Genomic DNA, 26916 nt, shown 5'->3' on the forward strand with positions numbered 1-26916 from the left:
GATCGTACTCAATTCTTCTTTATCGGAAAACTATTTGTACTTAAACCTGCAGGCAAACAGATAAAAAAAAGGAGCTCCGAGGAGCTCCTTTTTTACTTAGGAATGCAATTTCTTATTCAAGAGTGTCGCTCTGGCCGCTGCCAGTCTGGCGATAGGCACACGGAATGGAGAACAAGATACGTAATCCAGTCCCACTTTGTGGAAGAACTCGATTGATTCAGGATCACCACCATGCTCACCGCACACACCGATCTTCAATGATGGCTTCATACGGCGGCCCAAATCCACACCCATTTTAACCAATGCGCCCACACCCACTTGATCGATGGATTGGAATGGATCCTTGGCCAAAATCCCACTGGAAACATAAGAGCCCAGGAAACGACCGGAATCGTCTCGGGAAAGACCCAAAGTCGTTTGCGTCAAATCGTTCGTTCCGAAGCTGAAGAAGTCTGCGTGCTCTGCAATCGCATCCGCTGTCAGAGCCGCGCGAGGAAGCTCGATCATCGTGCCGATAGCATAGTCAAACTTCAGACCTTTTTCATTCTGAACCTTGCGAACTTCCAATTCGGCCTGACCACGAAGCATATCCAGTTCTTTATCTGTCGCAACCAACGGGATCATGATTTCCGGAGGAGAAAGTTTCAAACCTTCCTTCATCATCATGCACGCCGCTTCAGCAATGGCGCGAACCTGCATGATGTAGATTTCCGGATAAGTGATCGCCAGACGGCAACCACGGTGACCCAACATCGGATTGAATTCATGCAAAGCTTTTACTTTGGAACGAAGACGATCGTAGTCAGTACCAATACGTTTTGCCAACTCTTTGGTTTCTTCATCTGTATGAGGAACGAACTCATGCAACGGTGGATCCAACAAACGGATCGTCACCGGAAGACCGTCCATGATTTTAAACAACTGATAGAAGTCATCTCTCTGCATTGGCAACAGTTTCGCCAAAGCTTTTTCACGGTCCATTTTGTTATCAGCGATAATCATTTCACGAACCGCATCGATGCGATCCGCTCCGAAGAACATGTGCTCGGTACGGCACAAACCGATACCTTCTGCACCGAAGTTTTTCGCAGTTTGCGCATCTTTAGGCGTGTCCGCATTCGTGCGCACTTTCAATTTACGAGTGCGGTCTGCAACCTTCATGATGCGCTCAAAGTAAGCGTCCAATTTTGGTTCGATCGTTTTAACTTCGCCCAGGTATACTTCACCTGTCGAGCCATCCAAAGTGATGACATCGCCCTTTTTAAGAACGTAGCCCTTCACCTTCATGGTCTCAGCACGATAATCGACTTCAACCTCTCCACAACCCGCCACACAGCATTTCCCCATGCCTCGAGCCACAACGGCCGCATGCGATGTCATACCACCACGAGTGGTGAAGATACCTTGTGCTGCCACCATACCGGCGATGTCTTCCGGAGAAGTTTCAATACGCACCAGGATAACTTTCTTACCTTGCTCTTTCCATTCAACCGCTTCTTCGGAAGTGAAAACGATCTGACCGTTCACACCACCTGGAGACGCCGGCAAACCTTTCGCAAGCAAAGTCTTTTGCGCTTTTGGATCCAGTGTTGGATGCAGAAGTTGATCCAAAGATGAAGGATCCAAGCGCAACAACGCTTCCTCTTCAGTGATCAACTTTTCGTCGATCATGTCGCAGGCAATTTTCAAAGCTGCCGCCGCCGTACGTTTACCGTTACGAGTTTGCAGCATCCACAAAACAGAGCGCTCAATTGTGAACTCGATATCCTGCATGTCACGGTAGTGACCTTCCAGTTTTTTATAAATATCAACCAGCTGTTTGTAAGCAGCCGGAAGAGCTTCCTCCAAAGATTGCACACCTGATTCAGCAGCCGCAATTTTTGTGATTGGCTGTGGAGTGCGAATACCCGCCACCACGTCTTCACCTTGAGCATTGATCAGGAACTCGCCATAGAATGCCTTGTCCCCTGTCGACGGATTGCGCGTGAACGCCACACCCGTCGCAGAGTCATCACCCATGTTACCGAAGACCATGGATTGAATATTTACTGCCGTACCCCACGCAGCAGGAATGCTGTGTAGATCACGGTAAGTGATAGCGCGCGGAGTATTCCATGAATGGAATACTGCAGATACAGAACCCCACAATTGCTCCCAAGGATCTGCCGGGAAGGATTGGCCTGTCATCTGGTGAACAAGTTCTTTGAACTTCTTAACCAAAAGTTTCAAGTCGTCCACTGTCATTTCAGTATCCAGCTTGTAGTGCTTTTCTTCTTTAAGATCTTCCAAAGTCACTTCAAGCAATGAGGAATTCATGCCCATCACAACATCAGAATACATCTGGATAAAACGACGATAAGAGTCCCACGCAAAACGCGGATTGTTGGAAGACTTCGCCAAGCCCTCGACCGTTTGATCATTCAGACCCAGGTTCAAAATAGTGTCCATCATACCCGGCATGGAAGCGCGGGCACCGGAGCGAACTGAAACCAGCAATGGATTATTCACATCACCGAATTTTTTGCCGATTTTGGATTCAACTTTTTGCATCGCTTCGATTACTTTTGGACGAACCCAGTCTGGAAGCTTGCCGCCCTCTTCATAGAAGTGTGTGCAGATTTCAGTGGAAATAGTAAACCCTGGAGGAACCGGAATTCCCAAAGAAGTCATCTCAGCAAGGTTTGCTCCTTTACCACCCAGGATGTTTTTCATTCCTGCGTTGCCTTCGGATTCACCTGCCGCGAAGAAATATACAAACTTCTGCGGAACTGCGGTTTTCGCTTTTTGTTTTTCGATAGTGACGTTCTGGTCCATTGTTTCCCTTCCAGGTTGTCTTAACGATTCGATCTAGATGTGAATGCTTCTAGATAAAACAATGCTAAACCCCTAATATCAATGAAATATTACGACACTTCGCCCCTCGCAATAGCCGAGCGGAAGCTCTAACCGGGAACTCTTAAAATCCTTCCTAAAATCAACAACTTAAAGAGCGAAAATCAGTCTCGCAAATTTGACAAGTGACATCGAAAATCACTGTTCGCCTTTTAGACATTCCCTGAGTTTTTACATTTGCGGCAAACTCCACCCCAGCAAAGCCAGATCCCGTGTTAAAAACCCCCGATCGACGTTTAAAAATTCGTAGGAGTTATTCATGAAAAAGCTGGTTGTTCTTTTGTCTTTGCTTGCAAGTTCTTCTGCTTTCGCTGCGGATAATAGCTGCACTCGCGAAGATGCTCAAATCGTTGGCACTGTGGTCGCAATCCAACAAACTGACGGTGACCTTTGCGTTGCTCAACTTTCTTTCGCTGGTCGCAACAACATGTTCAACCCAGCTTATGGCTGCCCACTTGATAAAAACGAAGTCCAATCTCAAGGTGTTTTGCTTGAGTGCGGTCCGGTTGTTGGCTCTCAAGTTGATGGCATCCTTTATCGTACAAGCCCTCAAGGTCCAATCCTTCTTTACTAAGAAGATTGACCAACTGATTCCCCTGTTAGGGAGCCTCCCCAAAAGGCTCCCTTTTTTTATGGAAATTTTTGAACCTTGGATTGATCGCGAACATAGTATCTTCCGTCCTGATCATAACGAACCACAAACAGTCCCCGCTCGTAAGCGGAATGAACGGTGGCGTAATAGTATTGAGAATTGATCGGCCCCACGCGAACGCGATCGTTTTCACAAATCGAGCGCGCTCCACATCGCATGCGCTTGGAAATAAGACGTGCATCCCGTTGATAAACCCGCTGATCGCGATCATCACGCACATTGATTGAACGCCCATCGCCCGACACCTGCACGACTCGGCCGGTGTAGTACTGCTTGCCCACGTAAGGCCCTGACAATACATAATCCCCCACGACGATGCGCCCGGGAACGGGATTAGGTCCTGGTTGTTGAGGAGGCTTCGGCCCGGGCTCAGTGCCCGGAGGATCTGGCGGCAGCGGCTGAGGGAACTCGTCCCCCGGCTGCGGCAGATCAGTGATTTCAGCGCGAAGAATTGGCGCCAAACAAAGTAACAAAGAGAAAAAAACGAATGCTGCTTTCATCGAAATGAGTCCCCTTTTTAAAGGCACTCATTCCATGAAAATGCAGAGCGCCTTTTTAGCGAATCTCGCGGTAAGGGCGCAGAGTCAAGTTACCAGAATATGGATCTTGAATAACGAAGAAACCATTCTCGTAAACGCGCAGGATGTTGCCAAAATACAATTGCTGACCTACGCAAAGTTTTTTGTAGCAACCCACTTGCTGAGCAAGGTCACCATTCTTACGAATGTCTTTGCCGCCGTTATAGTTGCTGATCAAATAAATTCCACCCTCGTAAACTTCCAAAACTTGCGCTTCGAAGTAAGGTGCAGAACCCATAGCCTCAGAAAGTACCGTCTGCCCGCGGCAGATCGCAGTTTTTCTGTTACAGCCCTCAGCCTTAAGAATTTCTTTATTGCTAAGGACGAACTTGCGACCCGTGAAATCGTCAGTCACTAGGGACCAATTATTCGAATACGTTGCAAGCACCGTCACCGGGTTGTAGTTGCGACCACGGTTGGATTCGTACATCGCCTTGTGACCTGCGCACAGTCCTTTGCTGGAGCAACGAAGCCAAATGCCAACTTGCTTGGATTTGTAAGTGCTGATGTTTCCGTTGTAATCAGAACGAAGTGTAATCAATTTGCCGTCACGGGAAATTGATACCACATTTCCAGTCAGGAACATGCCGCCGTTAACGACCAGGGCACGGTCACCAATTGAAACTCTGTCATCCGTATCCGCACCAGGCTGACCTGAAGACGGTGGTTGAGGAACTGGCTCTGGGTTTTGCTCAGCTGGTGGCTCTTGTGGAGTTTGTTCCGGTGGAAGTGGCTGAGGTTCCTGAGGCCACTCTTCAGATGGAGGAGGTGGCTCTGGCAATGGTTCAACTGTACCAGTTTCATCACCACCTGGAATAGGAAGATCGGCCTCTTCTGCCAAGGCATGAGATAAGTTGAAAATCACAAGCATTGCGATCAGCAAGTTTTTCATTGGAACATCCCTTCAATAAACAGGGTTCCAACTATCAAAAACCGCGTAAAAAGTCATGCTGATCCGGCATTCTTCGGAGACTTGGGGTGTACTTTGAAAAAAGAACTCACCGCCCACGGTGAATTAGGAACCCGCCCCCACGAACTTCCAATCTTTGACCCGTTCATTGAAAAATCCACACTCTTTGTAAGCCCGACGGATGGTTCCACGCTCTTCCAGGTTTTTATAACCTTTTTTAAAGGCCTGAATGACCTGATCAGATTCCGGGAAGTTTTTGTTAAACGACCATACCCTACCGCCTACCAATTCAATTTTGTACCCTGGCAAAGGTACCAACTTGATATCTTCGTCGGTGAAACTGAGATCTTCGGTGGAACGAAATGATGAGAGCATCAAGTCAGCGCGGCCATTACCCACCATGCGTACCATCAAAGGCCAATGCTGAATATCCTGAATGTTTTTAAATCCTGCTTCGGCAAGAGCGTTATAGTCGCTCTTCCAAACACTGCTGGTCACCACATTGAGGGATTTAATTTTGCCAATTCCTAGCTTTTTAAATTTGGCAATGTTCTCGGGCTTTCCATAAAGACCGGCGACAAAATCGCCGGGACGAACTGTGCTGGGGGAACTCCAAATATTGTGGATACCTTCCGCATCCTGTGACCAAATGGTGTTTCCAGTTGCCAGGATGGCTCCATTCTTTAGCTCCATAACCGTGCGGGTGTAGCTGGGTGAACCAACAAACTCCACCCTTGCCTTTAGTCCACCGCTAAGTAATGCCTGCTGAAACAGAATCAGTTCCACGATGTCGCGACGGGCCCCCGGCTCCTTAAAGCTCTCTATCATTAACGGGTCCCGCCCCTGCAGGAACTTATTGTAATACTCAAGCACGTCCTGAGCGACCGAAGCTTTAACCACAAGAGCGTGGCTGGGCACGGAAAACACAAAGAGAAGGACCAGTAGAATTGATAATTTCATGGGCAAATTTTGGCTTACTCAATTCCGGGATTCAAATGACATCTCTGTTATTACCCGGCAAAAAAAATGGCAGTCTGTGAAACTGCCATTTTTCCGTTTTGATTTTTTCTGAAAAACTAGAAATTTTTAAGTTTCATTGCCACATAGGAGTTCAACTGGGCCATTGGCACACGCTCCTGCACCATCGTATCACGGTGACGAACTGTCACTGCCTGATCGTTGATTGTGTCAAAATCGATGGTCACGCAGAATGGAGTACCGATTTCGTCCTGACGACGGTAGCGCTTTCCAATGGAAGCTGCCTCATCGTATGTCACATCAAAGTCTTCTGCCAATTGATCGCGAAGTTTGTCAGCGATCGAAGTCAGCTCTACTTTTTTGGACAATGGCAAAATCGCCACTTTGTAGGGAGCGATTTCCGGATGCAGACCCATCACCACACGCACGTCTTCTTTACCCGCCTCATCTGTCGTTACTTCCTCGCGGTAAGCATCGCACATAAACGCCAGGAACAAGCGATCACAGCCCACGGCTGTTTCGATCACGTAAGGGATGAACTTTTCTTTGTTCGCTTCATCGAAGTACTCAAGGTTTTTGCCCGAGAACTTCATATGTTGAGTCAAATCGAAGTCAGAACGGTTATGAATACCTTCAAGTTCCGAGAAACCCATTGGGAATTTGTATTCAACGTCCACGGCTGCACGCGCATAGTGCGCCAGCTTTTCATGAACATGGACTTTCAAATTCTCTTCTTTGATTCCGTACTTTAGATAGAACTTCCAGCGACGCTCTTTCCACTCTTCGAAGAATTTATCGTCAGTACCTGGTTTTACGAAATATTGCATTTCCATTTGTTCGAATTCACGAGTACGGAAAATAAAGTTCCCCGGAGTGATTTCATTACGGAATGATTTGCCAATCGCCGCGATACCAAATGGTACTTTATAACGGGAAGATTGTTGGCAGTTCAAGAAATTCACAAAGTGACCTTGAGCTGTTTCAGGACGCAAATAAACCACGCTCGCAGAATCCTCCAACGGACCCATGTGAGTTTTGAACATCAAGTTGAAGTTGCGCTCTTCAGACAAGTTTTTGCTGCCACAGTTCGGGCACTTTTTATCTTTCAGATATGATTCAGTGTTGTCTGCGCGGAAACGTGTTTTACAGTCTTTGCAATCCACCAAAGGATCGGAAAAACCATCCACGTGACCAGAAGCTTTCCACACTTGTGGGTGCATCAGGATCGCGGCGTCCAGACCGACGATGTCAGGTCTGCGAGTCATGGCATTCCACCATGCGCGTTTTACATTCAACTTCATCAAAGAGCCTAAAGGACCATAGTCCCAACAGCTGCCCAGACCACCATAGATCTCGGAAGATTGAAATACAAAACCACGACGTTTGCTAAGGCTGACAAGAGTTGCTAAGTCAGCAAGAGGTCTTACTGTTACAGGAGTGCTCATGAAGCTCTACTTTCCCCTCCGATGGCTTCGGAGTTGCTAGTTGTTTTTGGACTCAGGACGGTCTGAGTTACTAGGTAAGGAAGTTACACTTGGGTCCAGATACAGTCAACAAATCAGGGTCTTTCTTGATCTCGGACCGGGTCCTAAGACATCCTATTTTTATGCAGCGCAAATCCCTGATTTTCACTCTTGTTGTGGGCCTATTCCTTTCCGCTTCGTGGGGCCATGCCCAATCGGTTCCGAAGTTCGTTAAAAGCGAGGAAAAGATTCGTGAAGAGATGGTAACCATCTCGCGAGAACTGGGCGTCACCTGCACTGAATGCCACAACGTGCAGAACTTCACCGACAGCAGCAAAAAAAGCTTCAAAGTCAGCAAAGAGCACATGAAGTTAACCCAAATGCTTAAAGAAAACGGCTTCGACGGTAAAAAGGGCCCCGCAGCCAATTGCTATATGTGCCACCGCGGTAAGCTGATGCCCGATTACAAGGAACCTGCCACAGCGAAAGCTCACTAATTTTATATACAACAAATTATTTATGATTCACACTTTCTGGATAGTGGGGATCTATGAGCGAATGGAATTTGGAGTCTGAGAACGAAAACAGGGCTTGGCCCGTGTATCTGGCATTTGCCGCTCTGACAATCCCCTTCTTTCTAGCTCTGTGTGAACGTCGCCAAGATTGCTACAATTCTGCGCAGGATTGCCAAAAGGACTGGAATTCTGACGAATGCACACCCCAACCAACTGAAAACACCTGTCGGTATGTAAGCCGAAGCTATCACAGTCTCGGCGGCTATCACGGGGGCGGCTCCAGCGGTGCAAAAATAGGAAGCGTATCTCGTGGTGGCTTTGGCTCAATAGGCCATGCCTTTTCCGCAGGCAGTTAAAATGAAACGCAATATTCTCGCTCCCCGCCCTAACTGGCAAAACAAGCTGGAAAAATCCGGCTTCCTTTTTCATACTCCCGATGGTGAGCCTTACTGGAACGAATCGGCGTGCTATGAGCTAACCCAGCAAGAAGCACAAACTATTGAAGACGCCACCAACTCCTTAATAGAAATATGCCACTCTGCTGCTGAAACAGTGATTGATCGTGATTGGTTTGAACGCTTGGGAATCAACTCTCTTGAAGCGGACCTTATTCAGCAGTCGTGGGATTTAGACCATTTGTCCGTTTATGGCCGATTTGATTTAAGCTGGGATTTTAAATCACCTCCCAAAATGCTGGAGTTCAATGCAGACACCCCAACTTCCCTATTCGAAGCAGCCGTTATTCAATGGCAATGGCTGGATGATGTGTACCCCCGTTATGATCAGTTTAACTCGATTCACGAAAGACTGATAAAACGCTGGAGCCAAATCGCCGACAAACACCAAACCCTCTATTTCGCGAGCCTGATGAATCACGCCGACGACATCACGCAGACTGAATACCTCAGAGATACCGCCCATCAGGCAGGATTTAAAACAGAGTTCACGTTTATTGAAGATGTTGGCTATGACTCAAGCCGCATGGCCTTTGTCGATTTGGAATCAAACGCAATTGCACAATGCTTTAAACTTTATCCCTGGGAATGGCTAAGCAAAGAACAGTTCGGAAAGTATATCAACTTACGTTCGGTGAAGTTCATCGAACCCGCTTGGAAAAGAATCCTGAGTTCCAAAGCATTTTTGCCAATTTTATGGGAACTGAATCCCGGGCACCCAAACCTACTACCCAGTTTTTTTGAACGTCCCACCTCTGGCAAATACGTTGAAAAACCTTTTCTTTCACGAGAAGGCAATCAAATTAAAATATGGGAAAACGGACATCAACAGGTGGCAACAACGGGATTTTCCGAGGACCCCAGAAGCATCTTTCAGGCCTACCACGAACTTCCATCTTTCGATGGCAAATATCCTGTTTTAGGATCCTGGATTGTAGGAGAAGAATCCGCCGGTCTGGGCATCCGCGAAGACTCCACCGTCATCACCCAATCAACTAGTCAGTTCACACCACACTTTTTAAGTTCAAGAAGGAAATAAGCACCATGAACGAAGAAACGCTTCAAGCAATGATCAGTTTTCTGGTTTATTTTTCCACAGGCCTTGGTTACCTGATGGCGTTCGGATTTATTTATATCTGGATCACACCTCATGCAGAAATCAAGCTCATCAAAAATGGCAGTTCGGCCGCGTCCATCTCGCTGGTTGGCGCTGTCGGTGGGTATGCAATTCCTCTAGCTAGAGCAATTCAACAAAGTCATTCTGCAATGGATCTTCTTGTCTGGGCTACTTTGGCATTAGTTGTGCAAATCATTGTTTTCTTTGCTCTACACTTATTGATTCCGAAACTATCGGAACGAATCAAAAACAACAGCTTGGCAGAGTCAATTCTGCTTGCCGGACTATCTCTTGTTGTTGGACTCATCAACTCTGCATCCATGACTGAATATCTATAGTCTTCGTAAAATTCTCATGTGATGCCCCTCTACGGCACCACATGAGAAGCTGTGCGCATCGTTCTGAGATTCCCCTCCCCAAATGTAATATCGCCTCACTGATACTCGCACAGCATTTGCTATTACTCCCCGTAACGGGAGAAAGTTAATGCGCTTGTTTTTATGCTGTCTCATGTTGGGACTGACCATTGCTAACTACGGAACGCCGGTGATGAGCGAGTTTGCCTCGACATCTCCGAAGGCTTTATGGCAGGGTCGCGCTGGTATTTACAAGTTGGTGGCTGGTGCTGACAACTGCCCGACTTCCGTGACCTGGATTGAGCAATGCCGTGGCTTTTCCCTGGTCGCAATGAATGGCGATATCGTGCTTAGCGAAAGTCGGATTTGCGACATTGGAAAAGTTCAGCGTCCCGCGCAGGGCGAGTTCGGAAAAATGCAGGCCCGTGCCACCATCAAAGATCAATATGTTCACAACAAGGCAGAATTGCTTTTCGGAGTGGACCGCCTGCCACTTAGCGAAGATATCGTGATCTTCGACAGTGAACGCCGAAGCTTCAACTGGGAGCATATCTCCCGGGGCACTCAGAACCACAGCTGCCTTTATTCAAAATAGCAGAATTAAGTTTTATTGAGGATCGCCTTGTAGGCGGTCTCGAAGAAATCCACCGACTCTTTTTCGCAGCGGCGGATTTGCGTCTGATATGCTTCCGTTACCGTCTTGATGGAAGCTCCGGCTGGAACCCCCAAAACTTCATAGGCATCCCAGGTGTGGGAATTGTAGGAAAAGATCACATTCAGATTTTTTGACTTTCTTTGCTCCAGATCCGGATGAACCGCAGGTCGCGTCGCTGCCACCGGCCCCACCTCGTGGGTTGGGCTCTGGGCAGGCTCGGGATTGATCAGCGGCGGTGCGCTGTCCTTGGCTTTCATGTCCAGGCGCGTAGGATTTTTACTCCCACCTCTGGATAAAAGGTACCAGACAACGAATGCCCCTGCTCCCACAAGGTTCAACGTCAAAAAATCTTGGCTATTCATGTAAAGTCTATTATTCGTTGTCAGTTCAAAATTAGCAAGGAGTCCGTTAAAAATGGCTGCACCAAATCCGTTTGAAAAACAAACTTCAATTCCCGGAGTGAAACATATTATCGCGGTCTCTTCAGGTAAGGGCGGCGTGGGTAAAAGCACAGTTGCAACCAACCTTGCTATGGCCTTGGGACGTAAATCCAAAGTGGGTTTACTGGATGCTGATATCTATGGCCCGAGTATTCCTCGCATGTTGGGCACTCTTGCCCAGAAACCACAAATCCACCCCGATACGAATCAACTTGAGCCAATCAATCGCTACGGCATCAAGCTGATGTCCATCGGTTTCTTGATCGAAGAAGGTTCCGCTGTTGTTTGGCGTGGTCCGATGTTGTTCAAAGCGATGGATCAATTCCTTCGCGATGTGAACTGGGGCGAGTTGGATTATCTGGTTGTGGATTTGCCACCAGGCACGGGCGACATTCAATTGACGTTAGCGCAAAAGGTTCCAGTTGCGGGAGCAGTCTTGGTTTCTACGCCGCAAAACGTTGCACTTATCGACGTAAAAAAAGCTGTCGACATGTTCCAACGCGTAAACGTTCCTTTGTTGGGTATGATCGAAAACATGGCCTACATGGTAAACCCTGTGAATGGCGAAAAAATGCAGCTCTTCCCTAAGGGAGAAATGGATTCTTACGCAGCACAAAAAGGTATTGCAAAGCTTGGGGAAATTCCATTTAACCCGTCAGTGGGCTTGGCCTGTGAAGCGGGCATTCCGATCGTTGAGGCCAACAGCAATGGCGCAGAGGCACAGGCTTTCATGGCCATCGCTGACAAACTGCGCGAAATGCTTCCATAACATCCTGCGACTATCTCCCTCTCTGTCATTGAGCTTTTACAACTTGCAAACCTGAGGGTTTGTCGATTGAATAAGCAAAAACAATCAAGAGGGAGATCTCATGAAAAAATTCTTCGCTGCTACTTTGATCGCACTGGGTTTCTGTGTTTCTGCACAAGCTGAATACGCAATGCCTGAACTTCCAGTTGTTCAAGCTTCTGAAGTTTACGCAACTGCTGCTAACCAAGCTGAAACTGCTGAAGCTCTTGCTTGGAAAACTCAAGGTAAATTCTGCTGCTACCAATCTTACGGCGGTGGTTTCTGTGAACTAAACGCATACTACAACGTAGGCACTCCTTGTAAGTGTTCTCGTGGTGGCGACGCTACTGTTTCTGGTCACGTTTGCCGCTAATCTGGCAATAAACCTGTCGGCCATGAGTCCGTCCAGTCCCATGTTCCGCGACATACTATCTTGATAGCATCTTGCGAAATATGGAAGTTGAGCGACAATAGACTTGTGGCCGTTATAACTGCGAGGCAAAGCATGAAAGCACTGATATTCGCAATTATTTCCGGAATGACCTTTTCAATGGCGGCAATGGCTTCGCCAACGAATGTCGATGTTCTGTCGACACTCACCTCACCTTCCCAAACTACAGCAATTTATTCTTCACAATCCGTCGAAGGTTTTGAAACCGTCAACTCTGGTGATGTGCAAATCATGGGCGTCTGCTGTCCTGTAGCCGGTCCTGCTTGCGGATGGGGCGATTTCCCTGTCGGCAGCGAGTGCTACTGCAAACACGGCAACAAAGTTTATCCTGGTACAGTTTGCGGTAAATAGTTATCGCAAAAAATTAAGGAGGATTTTATGAGAAAGGCACTAACCACCTTTACTCTGGCCCTTGCATTTGCGCTTTCTGCAAATGCAGCTCCGCAATCACAACTTCCTGCAGATCGTCCACTCTTCCCCATTGAAACTCAATCATCTGGTTTGATGAGCACCACTGAAGAACAAGAAGTTTTGGATATGGCAAAACAAGATGATGCCGATGCCAAATACTATTACGGCAATAAATGCTGTACGAACTATGGTTGGTGTTATCTGAATCAATGGGCTCCCGTTGGATACGGATGTTACTGCTATAGCTGGGGCTGGTATTATTACGGCCGCGTTTGTTACTAATGCCCCACCACTAACAAATGAAAAAAGGCACCGAATAATCCCGGTGCCTTTTTTTTTATTGGCGAATATAGCGACGTGCTTTCACTCTAGGAATCCCTTCGTGAGACGTTTCTCGAACTGTTTTGAGAAAATGATGCCCATCACTTTGTCGAAAAATAAAATCGAGCTATTCTGTAAAAGTTGAAACCGAGTGGCTCGTTAGACTCGACTTGTTCGAGTGAATGCTTTTTGGGCCAGCTAAAGGAGGACAGTGATGAAACATCGTATCCACGACCATCATGATGAAGCACCGAAGTGACGAGCGTTCACAAGGATTGCTAAATCGAGGTTCAGGGTTCAGGCCTCGCAAAAGAATGATGAACTGGTAGGATCATATCGAATAACTCAAAGGAGGTTCCTAGGGTTATACTCGTTAGGATTTAGATCCTTCCTTTGCCTCAAGGCAAACCATGGGAAATCATGGGGCGCAAAGCTACAGGGGCTTCACTGCCAGCCAGCTGCCAAAGGTCACAGAGTACCTAAGGGAACTTAGAGGTGTGCAATATGGAAGGTCTTTTTATCACAAAGGATTGGTTTCATTCCCCTCGCCTAGGAGTTATCAAAGACGATTCCTCTTAGGCACTTTTTTTTCTTTCTTCTTTCAATCAATTTAAAAACATAGTGTTCGGTTGATCAGCTTGCTGGATAGACGCTCTTTCTTCGAAGTGTTTAAGAAGAAATGGGTCGGGGTTCTTTGAGTTGGTTTTTTTAACGCACATCAAAACCGAACGGTTCTGCACAGCAGTACAAAAAGGGAACTGTTACCTAAGAAAAGTTACCTAAGAAAAAACCCACTCTTTTGGAGTGGGTTTTCTTTTAGTTCGCGTCTGCGATTGGGATTCTGATTCGGGAGCCTACCATCAGGGAGGCTGGGTTGCGCAGCTTGTTTTTTTGTTTTAGCTGGCCGACTGTTACGTTGTATTTGGCAGCGATGTCAGTCAAGTTGTCGCCCTTACGGACTACGTGTACCTTGCTTTTGGCTACCTCCCGGGCGGAACTGCTGTCCCCACCTGGAATTTTAAGTTTCATGCCCAGCTTCAATTTGCTTTTGCGTTTGATGTTGTTGGCACGTTGAAGCTCAGCTACTGACGTTGAATATCTTTGTGCAATCGAGAACAAAGAATCACCGGACTGAACCACGTAGTAACGACCACCCGTCAAATCTGCCGCTGCTGTTTCAACGGATTTTTCAACCGCTGGTTTCGCATTGGCTTTAGCTGACATAGTGCTGTTGTTTTTACGGTCAGAGCGATCACGAAGTGGCGTGCGATCTGGTACGTAGATCGTGCGACCGACTGTCAATTTTGATTTTCTTGGCAAGTCATTCAAGTCACGGATGTAAGCCACAGAAGTTCTGTACTTACGCGCGATGGACTTCAAGTTGTCGCCTCTGCGGATTTTGTACGTTTGAGTGTCACCGCTATCAGCGATGAATTTCAAATCAGTAACCACAGACTCGTTCGCCGCTACCTTCGCCAGTTCCTGAGAACCTGGAGGGATACGAAGAATAAGTTCGCTGCCTTTTAGGATTGCCACTTCACCTTTGAACTTAGGATTCAAAGCTTTGAAGTCCTCGTAGTTCAGGTTCAGCTTTTCAGCCATTTGGCGCATGTTAATCGGTTGGTTCACAGTGATGTGATCGAACTCGATCGGTGGAAGATAATCGATGTCTTCGAAACCGTACTTAGCCGGTTCTTTAGCGATCAACTTTGCTGCGATAAATTTCGGAACGTAGTTGATTGTTTCTGCTGGAAGACGTTTCTTGCGGGCAAGTTCCCAGAAGTCACGCGTGTAGTGATTCATCACTTCGCGTTTTACGCGGTTTTCACCCACGTTGTAGGAAGCCATTGCCAAATACCAGGAACCGAATACGGAATAAAGACCTTTGAAGTATTCCGCCGCTGCTTGAGTGGCGAAAACCGGGTCACGACGCTCGTCCACGAATGGATTGATATCCAAACCGTAGCGCTTTCCTGTCCCACGAATAAACTGCCAGTAACCAACAGCTGCTGCGTGAGAAGTCGCATTGGAACTGAAACCGGATTCAATCAAAGCGATGTAAAAGATGTCTTCTGGCAAGCCATTGTCGCGCAATACTTTCTTCATTAGCTTTTCATAGCGAGAAGAACGCGCCAAATATCTTTCCATATGATGGCGGCCGCGGCCTTGGAAGTAAGTGATCCACTTTTCAACCAGTGGATTGATTTCCGTAGGGATAACATCCAACTCTTGGTCTACGACCTTGGGACCCTCAGGATCTGACAAACGGAATGAGCCGATATCTTTGATTTCTGACGCTGATCCGTTGCCTGCATTCCCAGCTGCCTGATCTCCGTTGCCGTTCATTTCCTTATGAACACAACCCGAAAGCAGGCCCAGGACGATACTTAATGTAACTAGTCTCCTCATGAGTCCTCCGAACAGATTTCAGGCTACAAAACTCAGAGGACTTTTACAATAAAACAACGAACTTATTTTGCCTTTTTAGTAAGCAGGTCTTGCCACAAAATTGGTGGAACCACATAGGACTCCTTACCGATCATTCGATAAAGCAGAGTGTTTCTTAGAATAGCTTTCACATAGAAACTCGTCTCATTCCATGGCAATTCATCGACCCAGACCTCTGCTTCTGGCGAAGATCCTGGCTCTGTCATCGCTGAAGCCACTTCAGGGCGTGCATTGATCCATTTTTTTAAGCGATAGGGTCCCGCGTTATACGCAGCCAACGCAAAAGGCACGCTTTGCGAGAACTGGTCTAACATCTGGGAAACATAGAACGAGCCCATCGGAATATTAATCTCTGGTCTAAACATGTCTTCAGGAATCTCAATCTTCATTCCCAGACGCTTGGCTGTGTCTTGCGCTGTCGGAGGAATCATCTGCATCAAGCCCAAAGCATTGGATGTGGAAACGGCTTTCATATTGAAACCACTTTCCTGACGAGTCAGACTGCGCAACAACACCACATCGATACCATAACGATCCGACTCTTTTTGATAGTAGCTGGTGAAAACTTCCGGATAGCCTGATTTCAGGAATTGTTGCTGACGAAGACGCGGATCATTTTCCATCGCATCGTTCACCAGGCGAATTGCTGTGAAATACTGACCTCGTTGCGCCAGTTTTTCTGCAAGCAGCGCTTTCAAAGTCGGATCCTTAATCGCAGGCAAATCGTTAAGCTCGGTCTGAGCTTCTGCCACCCACCCGGCCGCTGACAATGCAACGAAGCGATCCCAGGATTTTTTCTGAGTACCCACCAGATAAAAAGATTCTGTCAGTTTCAAATCTTTGCTGGCAACATCAGGCCACGTCAGCTTTCCGCCCTGGGACTCAGCGCGAAGTCTCATGCCATAATAAGAAAACGGAAATTTTTCGATCAATGCCTGAGTGGCTTTATCTGCGCGATCTTTACTGAAGGTTTGTAGGGAACGAACCAGCCAGTACTGTGCATTCAGATCATAGCGATCTTTCCCCTGCTGCACTAAGCGCTCCAGCAAAGCTGCAGCCGTAGTGAAATCCTGTTTGCGATAGTAAATCAAACTTGAACGGAACAATGCTTCTGAACTTTCATCCGAACCATTGGAAACGGAAATTTGCTTGCTGTACAAATCCAGGGCCTTGTCATACTGACCCAGGAAGTGAGCGGATCTTGAAGCCACCCACAACGAACTTGTCACCGTTGGAGCATGGGGATTTTTCTCGTAGGATTTTTCTGCAAGCTTCAGGCTGGATTCCCACTCACCACGACGGTGCAGATTCTGCGCCCATTCCAGCAAACGTGATGCCTCAGCCTCGCCCATTTCATCAAGAGCTTTTGCCGCTACGGCGCTGTCATTAATAGAGTTAAAAATTTCCAGCGGCTTGTCTTTCAAACGTTTTGCGGCACGACTGCCCGGATACTGATTTAGCAACGTCACTGTATCTTTAAGAGCCGGAATTAAATCATTTTGTTTCAAAGAAACACGAATGCGCTCTTCCAGTTTTCCGTCTTCACCAATTGCTTCGATTTGGGTTGAAGAAGTGCTGGCCACAGCTTGGTTGCGAGCTTTCGCCAAGAACTCCAGCTTTTCAGTTAAATACTTTGAGTCTTTCAGACTTTGCGCCTCTTCATAAAGAAACTGCGCTTGAGGGTAATCATTGGCATTCAACGCGAAATCACCCAGCAACTGATAGCACTGGGACTTTTGTTCACGACTTAATTTATCAGAATTATCCAGCAGTCTTTCAATACGGGATTCAATTTTACGATTCTTCTTACCGACTTCAGCACTTAGGTAATTCAATTCTTGCGCGACCCACGCATTCCACAAATCCTGGGACCACGGACCATCTTCAAAAAGATTCCATTGGCGCGCAATCGCTGTCAGCACACGGTCCTCTTGACCGGCACTGGTTTTCTTTTCCTGCGTTTTGTTCAGACAATGCAACCACGTTTGGCCCACCCAACCTTTAAGATCCTTTTGGACTGCGAACACGCGACCTGATAAAGTCAGACACTCGTTCCAGCGTCCATTGATTTCATGGGCTTTAAGTTGCGCAAGCACTGGAAGTTTTGCCACCGCTTTTGCATCCATCTCATAAAGATTTACAAAACCTGGTGCTTTAAGATCACGATTCAAATCCACCTTGCGCATGACATTTGCCGGGGCCGGTGCTGCAGTCGCGGTGGTAACCAATACGTTTAATAAAAAAGCTAAACCTGACATCTATTGATTCTCCTTAGCAGGGCCGACCACTTCAAAGGCTCCCTTATATACGTCTTCAAACAGACTCTTCTTTAAGTACACAGTTGAAAGTTCGCGCTGCTGACGAAGCATGATGCGAATTCTCATGTAAGGCTCGGTTAATAATTTTTCGACTGCAGCTTCACCCGCTGGGTCGCAGTAATAAAACAAAGCATTAGGGATGACTTTGTCGGAGCAAATATCCCAATGATTTTTGAAGTTTCTGTAAACCCAAGGGTAAGGCCATTGTTCGCGCATTCCGATTTGCACAGGTTGCTTCAACAGTTCCATATTATCGCGGGCGACTTGTAAAGTGGCGTCCTGCAATGCTTTCATTTCGTAGGTGGAGTTCACGTAAACATAGGGATGGGAAAGATCAATGGGCTGAGCGAATACAGATCGCCAGTCACTGCGCACGGCGCCGATGATTCCGATCATGATTATAGATCCAAAGACATAGCCCTGCCAGTTACGACGCAACAGAATTTGCTGTGCATAAAGCGCCAAAACCAAATAGAAACCCCAAACCAAAGTTAAAATACACCAGATGGTTTTGTATGGAATCAACGAGTAGATCAAAAGTTGAAACAATGAAAAACCAGAAACCATGCGCAGGCGAACATCTTTGGAAATCAATCCCACGAAGGCCATTCCTACACCAAACAACGCCAAAGGCTCGGCCTCGGCCATGCATTTGACCCAGTATAAAAATTCTTTGTTGTGGCCAGTTTGCCCCACACCCGTTTTCATCCATGGTAAGAAGGCTTTCACAAAATCAAAAAGGCCCGGAAGGTATCTTAAAAATCCCGTGAACAAAAAGACAAAGGCCAGCAGTAACATCACAACCATGTAGGTTAAACGACGTGACCATGCAGATTTCAATTTGGCCCAGTTAAAGTACTCACGAATAACTTTAGGTCCCGCAAAGATCAGCCCCACAACCCAGGAAGCCAAAGTGATCGCGAATGTTTCCTTTAACGTTGCCATCCCCACGGTTGCTGTCAACAACAGCGCCAAGGACGTGCCATCGGACTTTTCGTGCCAGCGCAACATCCCCAAAGCGAACATCAACTGAAAAAACACAAAGGGCATTTCATGAATCCCCGAGCGTCCGTAAAACAAAAAGGCCGGGCTGAAAAACAGCAAGAAAACCATGCTCCAGCGCACGATGCGTGAGTTGATCAAATGAAAAGTGAACAACATCACACTGAAAACCGAAAACACAGCTGGTAAGGATCTTAAAACCTCGACACTATGTCCCCATAATGCTGTAAACCCACGCAAAAGGTAAAAATACAGGGGTCCGTGATAGTTTGTGGGATCGTACTTATAAAAACCCATGGTTTTCATCTGCAGGACAAACCAGCCATTGATACCTTCATCAAAATGCAGGGGCTTATTTGCCAAAAGATAAAAACGGGTGAAAATCGTCAAAAGAAGAATGACAAGCCAAACAACGTATTTCTGGATTTGAGTGACGCGCAAAGATTTCATTGCTATTAATCGTAAAGATGGAATCTACAGTGTCAACACCTCACTGCTCACTCTTGGTATATCTGAACAAAGATGCGGATGCGATCCCCTCTTTTCTTCAGGATTTGCGCTCATTCTTTCAAAAATTTCCCATGAAGTATGAGCTCATTGCCTTAGTGGAACAAGGGGCCGAAGCTGCTTTTGACACCTTACGGGAACAAGCTGAAAAATCTGGCACGAACGAGATTCTGGTAATTCACCGTAATGACCGAAAAAAAGGACGCGCTTTAAGTCTTTATCAGGGAATGGAGCTTGCGCAGGCCCCGTTTGTGATGATTCTGGATTCAGAACTGGCCTCACCGTTTGGGGATGTATTCAAACTCTGGCAACATCTGGTCGCCGAAGATCAAATCGATCTCTGCTGGGGCAATCGCTATCGCAAAAAAGAAAACCCATTTTTACAAGCGACAAGCTCCCGGGCAAAGACTGAAATTCTTTTTAACAACATTCTACGCGACAAGTATGAGAACTCGCTACAGGATCCTTTGTGCGAGGTGATTGCGATCAAAAAGTCTGCGTGGTTGAAAATCCGCGATGAATTGCCACTGCAAGAGCTGCGAGGTTGGTACCTGACGCCAGCACTTCACCACAGCGTTCGTCTAAAAACACTGAGCATTATTGAAATACCGGTTTTTGATTCTGGAAGGACTTCCAAGTCGTATCATGTCTGGAAAGAACGCTGGAATCTTTTGCAGGAAGCTGTACTTAAGAACCGGCAGTAAATTCCAGCGACATATTCTGAATGGCTTCACGCAAATAATAGTCCAACCATCTATTGCTGCCCAAAGGCGTTTTGCTTCTGGAGATGTACCCCAGATGCCCGCCTCTTCCTTCGATGTGCAATGATATATTGGAAGACATATTTGCATCCATATAATCCTGGACAATCACAAAGGGATCATCCGCAGCAGTCAGCATGTATGTCGGTACATCTACATTGTGCAGATAGTGAATCGCCGAACAACTGTCATAGTAATCATCCCGATCACGAAAGCCTGATGCCGGAGCCGTATAGATCCGATCCAGTTCATGCACGGTCGCCCACCATGGTATGTGATAAGTCTGCTCAATCAAACCAGATCGATACTTGAAATCAATATTCTGGCGCAGACGATGCACGAAGCGTGCATCGTATATACGATTAAGACCGCTGCCCAAGGTACGTGCGCCGCGCCCCAGATTCAGTGGTGCATTGACGGTAATGATACCATCGGGCTTGTGCTCGCCCCGAAATCCCCCACCCAAACAAAGTACGATACATCCACTCATAGAGTAGCCTATGGAAATTTGTTTTTTACCTGGGAATTTTTCACGCAGAACTTTGATTACTTCTGAAACGTCTTCAGCCCGACCGGAATGATAAGGATGTCGGGCCGCGGTGATTCCCGGCCCTGCGCCACGATGATTTACTAAAACCACTGTGTGCCCCAGTTGACGGCACAGAATTGCAGTACGCTGCATGTAATCGGCCTGCATGTCTCCGGAAAGACCGTGATACAAACTCACGACGGTGTCGGAGCTCCCCGGGTGATAGAAACAAAGTAACTTGTCTCCGTCCGGCAATATAACTTCAAAATTTATTCCGGGGCTATCCAGCTCCGGTGATTTTAGGAAATGCCCCCACAATGTTTGAGCATGGCCACTGTCGGCCCAGAATGGAGCATCACATGGAATCAACTCTAAATTCTGCATATCCAAAATTGTACACGCTTCAAATCAGATTTGCATTCGCAAATTCCCGACGCGCCTTACGAATTGCTGATTATCAAAAAGTGAACGATTATTTATACTCCACATTTTCAATCGTCACGAACTCGTCGCCAGAGGGCTTAACGATTTTTACTTCGTCCCCCAGCTTTTTTCCCAGCAATGCTTTCGCAACGGGGGATTTCCAGGAAATCTTTCCCACTTTGGGATCGAACTCATCCTCACCTACGATTTGATAAACCAGCTCATCACCGTCTTCGTTCGCAAGTGTTACCGTTGCGCTAAACAAAACGGTTTCACCCTTCATCACTTTTGGATCTACGACTTCAGCATCTTCGATTCGTTTAGTCAAAAAATGCACGCGACGATCAATTTCGCGCAAGCGCTTCTTCCCGTATTGGTAGTCAGCATTTTCAGAGCGATCGCCATTGCTGGCCGCCCATTGAACGATCTCAACAATCTTCGGGCGCTCGCCGTACATCAATGATTGGTACTCGTCGCGGAGTTTGGCTAGACCTTCGGGGGTGATATAGTTCTTTCTGTTATCCATCCGCAACATACTAGACCATTTTCCGGTCACAATCCAAGTCTTTTGGCCCCCTACAAAAAATCGAGAAATTTTCCGAAAAAAGGATGAGGAGGGAACAGATGAAAAATGAATGGAAAAGGCTCAGTGTTGCCGCGATCAGCTCGTCATCTGTTTTTGCGTTGACTTGGTTTTGGTATCAATCCACTGGCACGCAACAAAACTCTCATTCCAATGAAAAACCATTGGCTTACGTTGGCAAAGTCGTAGATGACATTCAACGTCGACAAGCCACTCGCCTGCTATGGCAATTGGTCAACACTGGTGAACCACTCTATGATGGCGAAGCCATTCGTACTTCCGACCGTGGTGAAGTTCGTATTCAATTCACCGATTCAGATCGCTATCTGGATTTGGAACCGGAATCACTGATAGTAATCAAAAAAACCCAAGGTGAAATCGCCCTTGATTTGATGGAAGGTAGTCTTTTCGTCAATGCCAAGGCCGGAGCTGCTGATAGCAATGCCCCAGGGCTCGTGTTGAACTCTGCCAATGGTAAAGTCGATCTGAGTCAGGCATCCGCGTCCCTTTCCAAAGGTTCTGGCAACTCGGTTGACGTCCAAGTCCTTGAAGGTAAAGCCTCTGTGAAGGCCAAAGATGGTAAGAGCACTGAAATCTCCACAGGAAGTTTCGGCGCCCTGGGTGCCACAGGTCTGCAATTTGATAAAAACGCAGTCAAGATTCTTGCGCCCAGCTTGAACAAACCCGTCGCGATGGATGCGGACGATTTACAGCCCATTCCATTTAAATGGACCGGGTTCCCATCTGATGCCCAAGTTGCGCTGTGGACAGGAACTAATCGTCGTAATTTGAAACCAATGGCATCAGCACCTGCGGGTGACAGCGCTATCACGGCTACGCTTCCGTTTGGTCGCCACTATTGGAAACTCGTTGCGACTTCATCCACAGGAGAAGTTCTGGGTGAATCCCCAGTCTATCGTACCGAAATCCAGGCGCGTTATGCGCCGACAGTCGTATTCCCAACAGCTGATGTGGAAATTCCTGCGAACCAGGATCCTTTCGACATGACTTTCAAATGGCAAAAAGGTGACGACACTCGCCAGATGACTTTGCAAGTTTGGTCTGACGCCGGACTTACGCAGCCGGTGACGACGAAGTCTTTCTCTACGGAAGACAGCTTTACTTTGACTGGTCTAAAAGAAGGCACCTACTACTGGCGCATGACTTCTTACTTCAATGACTCTGACAAACCTGTTTTGGGTAAGATGCAGAAATTTTCAGTGAAATACACTGAGATGCTGAAAGAAGCCACGACTGCTGCCGCTGCTCCACCGAAACCGGAAGTTCAGCCTTTGGCATTCACCATGCCGGAAACTCAGTTGACTCAGTACTTCGTGGGCGCGCCGAAAGTTGATTTCACCTGGGGCGCTAGCAACCTGAAAAATGTCAGTGCTTACCGCATTCGCCTGCATGACGAAACTCAATCTGCAGAAACTGCACCGGTTGTTGAAGTTAAAGAGAACAAATACTCTGCACCAGTTCCAAAACCAGGTCGTTACATCGCTTCTATCGAAGCGGTGGATCAGAATGGCCAAGTGGTTGGTGCCGGTACGTCGCAAGCTGTGACGGTCAGTCCGATGCCGATTCTGAAATCACCGGGCTTCATCCCTGCTGAAGGTCCATTGCAAGCTTCGATGGATGGCCGCTCTGCTCTTGAGTGGAATGGTATCGAGGGTGCGGTTGACTATGAATTAGTTATTAAAAAAGACGGTAAAGAATTAAAACGCACGAAGTACAAAAATACTTCAACAACGATTCGTAACCTATTGCCAGGTGAATACGAAGTGATGATCTCGGCCCAGGATTCTTACGGACGTGCCAGCGAAGCTGGAGCGGTTCGTAAGTTGATTGTACCGGATAAATCAAACTTGAAAGCACCTACACTGAAGAAGATTAAAGTAAACTGATGAAAGTAACTTTCGCGACCCTTCTATTACCAATTCTCCTTTTCAGCGCAGTTGTCGCTAAGGCCGAGCCATATCGTCGCCTTGTCAACTTCGAGTGGGAGCAAATTGATGGGGCGAAAGGATATGACATCGAACTGACTCAGGTTAAAAAAGCTGGTGACACTGGCAAGCCAAAAACATTCAGCTTCAAAACCACAGACGCCATCTGGAATGGTCGTTTGACGCCGGGAATGTACATGATGAAATTGCGCGCGCGCGACTATCGTGGTGTTCCGGGTGAGTGGTCCCCGCCAAGTGAGTTCAACGTGGGACTAGATACCGCTAATTTGAAATCCCCGGCACCTCAGGCGCAAGTGGCGACCAACGAAGATGAAAAAGCACAGGTTGAGTTTAAATGGGATCCAGTTGGTGGAGCTGACGAATACATCTTTGAGCTTTCATCCGAAGACGGAAAAACCAAAATCACTGAGACTTTGAAAGAACCCCAATTCAAGACGACCCTGCCGGTGGCAAGCCCTTATACGTGGAAAGTAACTGCTAAAAATGCAGAAGGCATTTCCAGTGAAGCGACATCCGTGGCACCGTTCACGGTTATGGGTAAGGCTGTGGCGGCACCGACAATTTCCAAACCTGAATCCCAGTTTGTTCGCGAAATCAAATGGTCCCGCCCGGATAACATCTCTGAATACGATGTGATCGTGGCCCGCGCCAACCCTGCTACGAAAAAATGGGACGTGATCAAAACCTACGAAAACTACACTGAAGACTCCCTTCCGTTTGACTCCTCTTGGGAGGGCGGCAAGTACCAGATGGTTGTGAAAGCAAAATCGAAACTTCGCCCGAATTCACAGGCTGCAAAAGTATCTTTTGATGTTCGTGAAGGGGATCGTTCCGCCGCAGCTGAATACACAGCCTTGGTTCGTCGCTCGATCGAAAAAACCAGTGGTTGGTACGGAATTGCCAGCTACCTGATCACGGATATGAAGTTCTCGGGATCTAATCCTGAAAAGAACTCGATGGTGGCTTATGATGCCTTTGGTGGCACAGGTCGTGTTGGTCTCGGCTGGAATGCTCCGAAATCCCCGTGGGGTTTCTTAACGATCGTGGATTTAAGTGGTTTCACCATCAACGGTGAAATCCGCACTTTCGCCGCTGCAGAAGCCAATGCCGTTTACAAAATGCCCGTGGGTGATCGCGGCGAAATCCGTTATCAAATGGGCGGTTTCTACAAGGAAATACCAGAAACCATCGGCGACCCATTTACTGGAACTTCCGAGAGCCAAATGATCAGCGCCATCGGCCCGCATGGTGGAATTGAGTACTGGCACTCACTCTCCCCTAAATTTGGTATTCAGCTAAATGCCCATGTCTATGCTTCCGTGATGAAGGTTTCAACACCGAATAATCAGGACATTGAACCAAGCATTTCCACTCAATTTGGAATTTTAGGCAGTTACAGATTCAGCAATCGTTTTACCGGACTTGCAGGCTATGCCCGCCGCGAAGATCGCATGTCCTATAAAGCGATTCCATCCTCGACCAACTTTGCTTTGGATGGGGATGTAAACGAGTCTGTCGTTGTCGGTAACTATATCAACTTCTTCGCGGAATGGAGTTTCTAATGAGAATTCCCATCTCAACCAAACTCATCACTGTCACGATCCTGATTCTGGTGGCCTCGACAGGTGCCATCACTTTCATCTCTTCGAATTACTTCGAAAAGAAGTCTGCCGAACAGGTCGATATCGCAAATTTGGAATCCGCTTCGGCTAAAGCCAAGGAAGTTGATAACATCATCGCCTCCCTGGTGGATAAAACCCGCACTAACGGCTCCCTTTTGATGAAGGGTGAAGCCGCTGCTGAAGACCTGGATTTCAACTTTACCAAAGACAAAAACTTTGTGGCCCTGGAAGTTTTGAAGCTTAACGGCTCTTCCGTGGAAACCGTGGCTAAAAAAGTCAAAGAAGACGTTTTAAAACCATTCCTATTGGGCACTTCTTATTTCGTAAACGTTCGCGCTTGGCAAAAGTTCCCAGTGCGCAACGTGGCGGAAGGTTCCATTGAAATTAAGAATGCCTCTTACCCGAACGCACCAGCCATGGTGACTATCGGTATTCCATTGGTGAAGGATGCCCAGGGTAAAATCACGCATGTGGTTTTGGCGGATGTGATGTTGGCGCCTTTGCAAAAGCCATTTACAGATTTGTCCGAACGAACTCAGTTCCTGTTGGATCGCCAAGGTGAAATCCTGGCCCACAAGGACGAACAAAAAGCCATTTCGCGCATGTCCATGGCGACCAATCCGTTCGTATCCAAAGCCATGACCACCCGCTCGCCACAATACCAAACGAAATTTGTGGACCCGGAAACTCGTTCCAATTACTTCGGCGCCTCCGTCAAAACTTCGTACGGAGCGATGGTGATCTCGCAAACTTCTGAGGCGGCGATCCTGGAAGTATCCAATGAAGTAAAGCGCCGTTCGATTTTTGTCGCTGGCTCCGCCATTTCTTTGGCGATCTTCTTTATCTTCCTGTTCTCTATGACACTGACCTCCCCGATTGAAAAATTGGCAGGTCTGATCAACTTGGTTTCCAAAGGTAACTTTGACGTCAAAGCCCGTGACCAGGTCAGATCCCACGACGAAGTCGGCGATTTGGCAGTGGCCTTTGACCACATGACCGAGGGATTGAAAGAACGCGACAAGGTGAAAAGTCTTTTCTCGAAATTCCACGGCTCGGCGGTGACCGAGGACTTGATCGGTAAAGACATCGGTGTCGGCGGTCAATCCAAAGACGTGGTGGTTTTCTTCTCGGATATTCGTGGCTTTACCGCGTTCTCGGAAAAACGCTCTCCGGAAGAAGTGGTCGAGATGCTGAATGAATACTTTGGTGTCATGGTGGGAATCATCAATTCTCACGGTGGTGTCGTGGATAAGTTCATCGGTGACGCCATCATGGCGGTATGGGGCGCGCCTAAGAGCACTCCCCGCGATGCGCACAATGCGGTTCGCGCCTGCCTGGAAATGCGTCGTTCTTTGGAAAAACTAAATGAAAAACGCATCGAACGCGGCCAGCCTGCGATCAATATCGGTATGGGCTTACATGCTGGTACTGCGATCTCGGGAACTATCGGTTCAGACGAGCGTATGGAGTACACAGTTATCGGTAATACGGTGAATACGGCGTCCCGTATCGAAGCCTCCACAAAGGCCTTCGGTGCTGACTTGCTGGTGACGGATTCAGTTATCGACAAAGTGGGCGAAGACTTCCGCGTGGAGCTCGCCGGTGCCGCCGAGGTTAAAGGTCGTTCTGAGGCAATCAAAATGTACAAGGTCCGCGCTTACAAGGCTGGCGACAAGTATGTCGAAGTCACGACACCTTATTCTGACTATGAAGCCGAGTCCGCTGACAAAGTGAAAGTCAAAGCGGCTTAGTGAAACAAAAAAGGCGACCCACGG

At 47.4% G+C, this 26916-nt stretch carries 25 protein-coding genes and 1 riboswitch; of the genes, 14 read left to right on the forward strand and 11 right to left on the reverse strand.

All coding sequences use genetic code 11. The features are described 5' to 3' along the window. Positions 1-96: 96 nt before the first annotated feature. Entirely contained in the window at positions 97-2814 is a 2718-nt protein-coding gene (gene ppdK, locus ACLVWU_RS13365) for a pyruvate, phosphate dikinase (RefSeq protein ID WP_413575289.1), read from the reverse strand. A 337-nt stretch (positions 2815-3151) separates the two neighbouring features. Here ppdK and ACLVWU_RS13370 point away from each other — a divergent pair, with 337 nt between their 5' ends. Continuing rightward, complete coding sequence (locus ACLVWU_RS13370; RefSeq protein WP_413575291.1) at positions 3152-3466, forward strand: hypothetical protein; 315 nt, start codon at positions 3152-3154, stop codon at positions 3464-3466. 56 nt (positions 3467-3522) lie between these two features. Here ACLVWU_RS13370 and ACLVWU_RS13375 read toward each other — a convergent pair whose 3' ends face one another. The 4 genes from ACLVWU_RS13375 to ACLVWU_RS13390 form a co-directional block, all read right to left on the reverse strand. Beyond that, the gene (locus ACLVWU_RS13375) at positions 3523-4044 is read right to left on the reverse strand and encodes a hypothetical protein (RefSeq protein WP_413575292.1); all 522 of its coding nucleotides are present in this window, start codon (positions 4042-4044) and stop codon (positions 3523-3525) included. A 55-nt stretch (positions 4045-4099) separates the two neighbouring features. Beyond that, complete coding sequence (locus ACLVWU_RS13380; RefSeq protein ID WP_413575293.1) at positions 4100-5014, reverse strand: hypothetical protein; 915 nt, start codon at positions 5012-5014, stop codon at positions 4100-4102. A 123-nt stretch (positions 5015-5137) separates the two neighbouring features. Then, positions 5138-5992, reverse strand: coding sequence for a hypothetical protein (locus ACLVWU_RS13385; protein WP_413575294.1), 855 nt, complete (start codon positions 5990-5992; stop codon positions 5138-5140). Between the two features lie 116 nt (positions 5993-6108). Next, entirely contained in the window at positions 6109-7455 is a 1347-nt protein-coding gene (locus ACLVWU_RS13390) for a glycine--tRNA ligase (RefSeq protein ID WP_413575296.1), read from the reverse strand. A gap of 89 nt (positions 7456-7544) precedes the next feature. Between ACLVWU_RS13390 and ACLVWU_RS13395 the strand changes: the two genes are divergently transcribed. From ACLVWU_RS13395 to ACLVWU_RS13415, 5 genes are all read left to right on the forward strand, one after another. Beyond that, a complete protein-coding gene (locus ACLVWU_RS13395; RefSeq protein WP_413575297.1) occupies positions 7545-7970 on the forward strand; it encodes a hypothetical protein in 426 nt (141 codons plus the stop codon). Positions 7971-8023: 53 nt separating this feature from the next. Beyond that, positions 8024-8344: a hypothetical protein gene (locus ACLVWU_RS13400; RefSeq protein ID WP_413575298.1), complete on the forward strand. Its 321-nt coding sequence runs from the start codon at positions 8024-8026 to the stop codon at positions 8342-8344. A 1-nt stretch (position 8345) separates the two neighbouring features. Next, on the forward strand, positions 8346-9482 hold the full coding sequence (locus ACLVWU_RS13405; RefSeq protein WP_413575299.1) for a glutathionylspermidine synthase family protein: 1137 nt from the start codon (positions 8346-8348) through the stop codon (positions 9480-9482). Positions 9483-9487: 5 nt separating this feature from the next. Then, positions 9488-9898 carry a DUF350 domain-containing protein gene (locus tag ACLVWU_RS13410; protein WP_413575300.1) on the forward strand — a complete coding sequence of 137 codons (411 nt, stop codon included), beginning with the start codon at positions 9488-9490 and terminating at the stop codon, positions 9896-9898. A gap of 148 nt (positions 9899-10046) precedes the next feature. Beyond that, positions 10047-10511 carry a hypothetical protein gene (locus ACLVWU_RS13415; RefSeq protein WP_413575301.1) on the forward strand — a complete coding sequence of 155 codons (465 nt, stop codon included), beginning with the start codon at positions 10047-10049 and terminating at the stop codon, positions 10509-10511. Positions 10512-10516: 5 nt separating this feature from the next. Here ACLVWU_RS13415 and ACLVWU_RS13420 read toward each other — a convergent pair whose 3' ends face one another. Next, on the reverse strand, positions 10517-10933 hold the full coding sequence (locus tag ACLVWU_RS13420) for a hypothetical protein (RefSeq protein WP_413575302.1): 417 nt from the start codon (positions 10931-10933) through the stop codon (positions 10517-10519). 52 nt (positions 10934-10985) lie between these two features. Here ACLVWU_RS13420 and ACLVWU_RS13425 point away from each other — a divergent pair, with 52 nt between their 5' ends. From ACLVWU_RS13425 to ACLVWU_RS13440, 4 genes are all read left to right on the forward strand, one after another. After that, entirely contained in the window at positions 10986-11780 is a 795-nt protein-coding gene (locus tag ACLVWU_RS13425) for an Mrp/NBP35 family ATP-binding protein (protein WP_413575303.1), read from the forward strand. Between the two features lie 100 nt (positions 11781-11880). Further along, complete coding sequence (locus ACLVWU_RS13430; protein ID WP_413575304.1) at positions 11881-12171, forward strand: hypothetical protein; 291 nt, start codon at positions 11881-11883, stop codon at positions 12169-12171. Between the two features lie 132 nt (positions 12172-12303). Further along, on the forward strand, positions 12304-12600 hold the full coding sequence (locus tag ACLVWU_RS13435; protein WP_413575305.1) for a hypothetical protein: 297 nt from the start codon (positions 12304-12306) through the stop codon (positions 12598-12600). Positions 12601-12627: 27 nt separating this feature from the next. Then, positions 12628-12942 carry a hypothetical protein gene (locus tag ACLVWU_RS13440; protein ID WP_413575306.1) on the forward strand — a complete coding sequence of 105 codons (315 nt, stop codon included), beginning with the start codon at positions 12628-12630 and terminating at the stop codon, positions 12940-12942. A 431-nt stretch (positions 12943-13373) separates the two neighbouring features. Continuing rightward, positions 13374-13447: riboswitch (cyclic di-GMP riboswitch) on the forward strand. A 350-nt stretch (positions 13448-13797) separates the two neighbouring features. On the opposite strand, the gene ACLVWU_RS13445 is transcribed toward ACLVWU_RS13440, so the two are convergent. The 3 genes from ACLVWU_RS13445 to ACLVWU_RS13455 form a co-directional block, all read right to left on the reverse strand. After that, positions 13798-15390, reverse strand: a complete 1593-nt coding sequence (locus ACLVWU_RS13445; RefSeq protein ID WP_413575307.1) for a LysM peptidoglycan-binding domain-containing protein — start codon at positions 15388-15390, stop codon at positions 13798-13800. Positions 15391-15452: 62 nt separating this feature from the next. Continuing rightward, on the reverse strand, positions 15453-17687 hold the full coding sequence (locus ACLVWU_RS13450) for a transglycosylase SLT domain-containing protein (RefSeq protein WP_413575308.1): 2235 nt from the start codon (positions 17685-17687) through the stop codon (positions 15453-15455). Further along, positions 17688-19199 carry a TIGR03663 family protein gene (locus tag ACLVWU_RS13455; protein ID WP_413575309.1) on the reverse strand — a complete coding sequence of 504 codons (1512 nt, stop codon included), beginning with the start codon at positions 19197-19199 and terminating at the stop codon, positions 17688-17690. Between the two features lie 29 nt (positions 19200-19228). On the opposite strand from ACLVWU_RS13455, the gene ACLVWU_RS13460 reads away from it, so the two are divergent. Then, positions 19229-19960, forward strand: a complete 732-nt coding sequence (locus tag ACLVWU_RS13460) for a glycosyltransferase (protein WP_413575310.1) — start codon at positions 19229-19231, stop codon at positions 19958-19960. Here ACLVWU_RS13460 and ACLVWU_RS13465 read toward each other — a convergent pair. Both ACLVWU_RS13465 and greB read right to left on the reverse strand, forming a co-directional pair. Continuing rightward, positions 19944-20930 carry a YheT family hydrolase gene (locus ACLVWU_RS13465; protein ID WP_413575312.1) on the reverse strand — a complete coding sequence of 329 codons (987 nt, stop codon included), beginning with the start codon at positions 20928-20930 and terminating at the stop codon, positions 19944-19946. The two genes, ACLVWU_RS13460 and ACLVWU_RS13465, sit on opposite strands and share 17 nt — an antisense overlap. Before the next feature lie 88 nt (positions 20931-21018). Further along, on the reverse strand, positions 21019-21495 hold the full coding sequence (greB, locus tag ACLVWU_RS13470; RefSeq protein WP_413575314.1) for a transcription elongation factor GreB: 477 nt from the start codon (positions 21493-21495) through the stop codon (positions 21019-21021). 98 nt (positions 21496-21593) lie between these two features. Here greB and ACLVWU_RS13475 point away from each other — a divergent pair, with 98 nt between their 5' ends. From ACLVWU_RS13475 to ACLVWU_RS13485, 3 genes are read left to right on the forward strand one after another with little or no spacing between them, the layout of a single operon-like run. Next, entirely contained in the window at positions 21594-23459 is a 1866-nt protein-coding gene (locus tag ACLVWU_RS13475; RefSeq protein WP_413575315.1) for a hypothetical protein, read from the forward strand. Further along, a complete protein-coding gene (locus ACLVWU_RS13480) occupies positions 23459-25081 on the forward strand; it encodes a hypothetical protein (RefSeq protein ID WP_413575316.1) in 1623 nt (540 codons plus the stop codon). Before ACLVWU_RS13475 ends, ACLVWU_RS13480 begins: the two co-directional genes overlap by 1 nt. Then, positions 25081-26892, forward strand: a complete 1812-nt coding sequence (locus tag ACLVWU_RS13485) for an adenylate/guanylate cyclase domain-containing protein (protein ID WP_413575317.1) — start codon at positions 25081-25083, stop codon at positions 26890-26892. Before ACLVWU_RS13480 ends, ACLVWU_RS13485 begins: the two co-directional genes overlap by 1 nt. The last annotated feature ends 24 nt before the right edge of the window (positions 26893-26916 follow it).

Origin of the sequence: Bdellovibrio sp. HCB290 (genome assembly GCF_047305925.1) — a bacterium.
In the GTDB taxonomy this organism is placed as follows: domain Bacteria; phylum Bdellovibrionota; class Bdellovibrionia; order Bdellovibrionales; family Bdellovibrionaceae; genus Bdellovibrio.

Excerpts from the sequence above, each read along its gene's own strand:
- ppdK (WP_413575289.1), bottom strand. The coding sequence starts at position 2,814 with ATGGACCAGAACGTCACTATCGAAAAACAAAAAGCGAAAACCGCAGTT.
- ACLVWU_RS13370 (WP_413575291.1), top strand. The coding sequence starts at position 3,152 with ATGAAAAAGCTGGTTGTTCTTTTGTCTTTGCTTGCAAGTTCTTCTGCT.
- ACLVWU_RS13375 (WP_413575292.1), bottom strand. The coding sequence starts at position 4,044 with ATGAAAGCAGCATTCGTTTTTTTCTCTTTGTTACTTTGTTTGGCGCCA.
- ACLVWU_RS13380 (WP_413575293.1), bottom strand. The coding sequence starts at position 5,014 with ATGAAAAACTTGCTGATCGCAATGCTTGTGATTTTCAACTTATCTCAT.
- ACLVWU_RS13385 (WP_413575294.1), bottom strand. The coding sequence starts at position 5,992 with ATGAAATTATCAATTCTACTGGTCCTTCTCTTTGTGTTTTCCGTGCCC.
- ACLVWU_RS13390 (WP_413575296.1), bottom strand. The coding sequence starts at position 7,455 with ATGAGCACTCCTGTAACAGTAAGACCTCTTGCTGACTTAGCAACTCTT.
- ACLVWU_RS13400 (WP_413575298.1), top strand. The coding sequence starts at position 8,024 with ATGAGCGAATGGAATTTGGAGTCTGAGAACGAAAACAGGGCTTGGCCC.
- ACLVWU_RS13405 (WP_413575299.1), top strand. The coding sequence starts at position 8,346 with ATGAAACGCAATATTCTCGCTCCCCGCCCTAACTGGCAAAACAAGCTG.
- ACLVWU_RS13410 (WP_413575300.1), top strand. The coding sequence starts at position 9,488 with ATGAACGAAGAAACGCTTCAAGCAATGATCAGTTTTCTGGTTTATTTT.
- ACLVWU_RS13415 (WP_413575301.1), top strand. The coding sequence starts at position 10,047 with ATGCGCTTGTTTTTATGCTGTCTCATGTTGGGACTGACCATTGCTAAC.
- ACLVWU_RS13420 (WP_413575302.1), bottom strand. The coding sequence starts at position 10,933 with ATGAATAGCCAAGATTTTTTGACGTTGAACCTTGTGGGAGCAGGGGCA.
- ACLVWU_RS13425 (WP_413575303.1), top strand. The coding sequence starts at position 10,986 with ATGGCTGCACCAAATCCGTTTGAAAAACAAACTTCAATTCCCGGAGTG.
- ACLVWU_RS13430 (WP_413575304.1), top strand. The coding sequence starts at position 11,881 with ATGAAAAAATTCTTCGCTGCTACTTTGATCGCACTGGGTTTCTGTGTT.
- ACLVWU_RS13435 (WP_413575305.1), top strand. The coding sequence starts at position 12,304 with ATGAAAGCACTGATATTCGCAATTATTTCCGGAATGACCTTTTCAATG.
- ACLVWU_RS13440 (WP_413575306.1), top strand. The coding sequence starts at position 12,628 with ATGAGAAAGGCACTAACCACCTTTACTCTGGCCCTTGCATTTGCGCTT.
- ACLVWU_RS13445 (WP_413575307.1), bottom strand. The coding sequence starts at position 15,390 with ATGAGGAGACTAGTTACATTAAGTATCGTCCTGGGCCTGCTTTCGGGT.
- ACLVWU_RS13450 (WP_413575308.1), bottom strand. The coding sequence starts at position 17,687 with ATGTCAGGTTTAGCTTTTTTATTAAACGTATTGGTTACCACCGCGACT.
- ACLVWU_RS13455 (WP_413575309.1), bottom strand. The coding sequence starts at position 19,199 with ATGAAATCTTTGCGCGTCACTCAAATCCAGAAATACGTTGTTTGGCTT.
- ACLVWU_RS13465 (WP_413575312.1), bottom strand. The coding sequence starts at position 20,930 with ATGCAGAATTTAGAGTTGATTCCATGTGATGCTCCATTCTGGGCCGAC.
- greB (WP_413575314.1), bottom strand. The coding sequence starts at position 21,495 with ATGGATAACAGAAAGAACTATATCACCCCCGAAGGTCTAGCCAAACTC.
- ACLVWU_RS13475 (WP_413575315.1), top strand. The coding sequence starts at position 21,594 with ATGAAAAATGAATGGAAAAGGCTCAGTGTTGCCGCGATCAGCTCGTCA.
- ACLVWU_RS13480 (WP_413575316.1), top strand. The coding sequence starts at position 23,459 with ATGAAAGTAACTTTCGCGACCCTTCTATTACCAATTCTCCTTTTCAGC.
- ACLVWU_RS13485 (WP_413575317.1), top strand. The coding sequence starts at position 25,081 with ATGAGAATTCCCATCTCAACCAAACTCATCACTGTCACGATCCTGATT.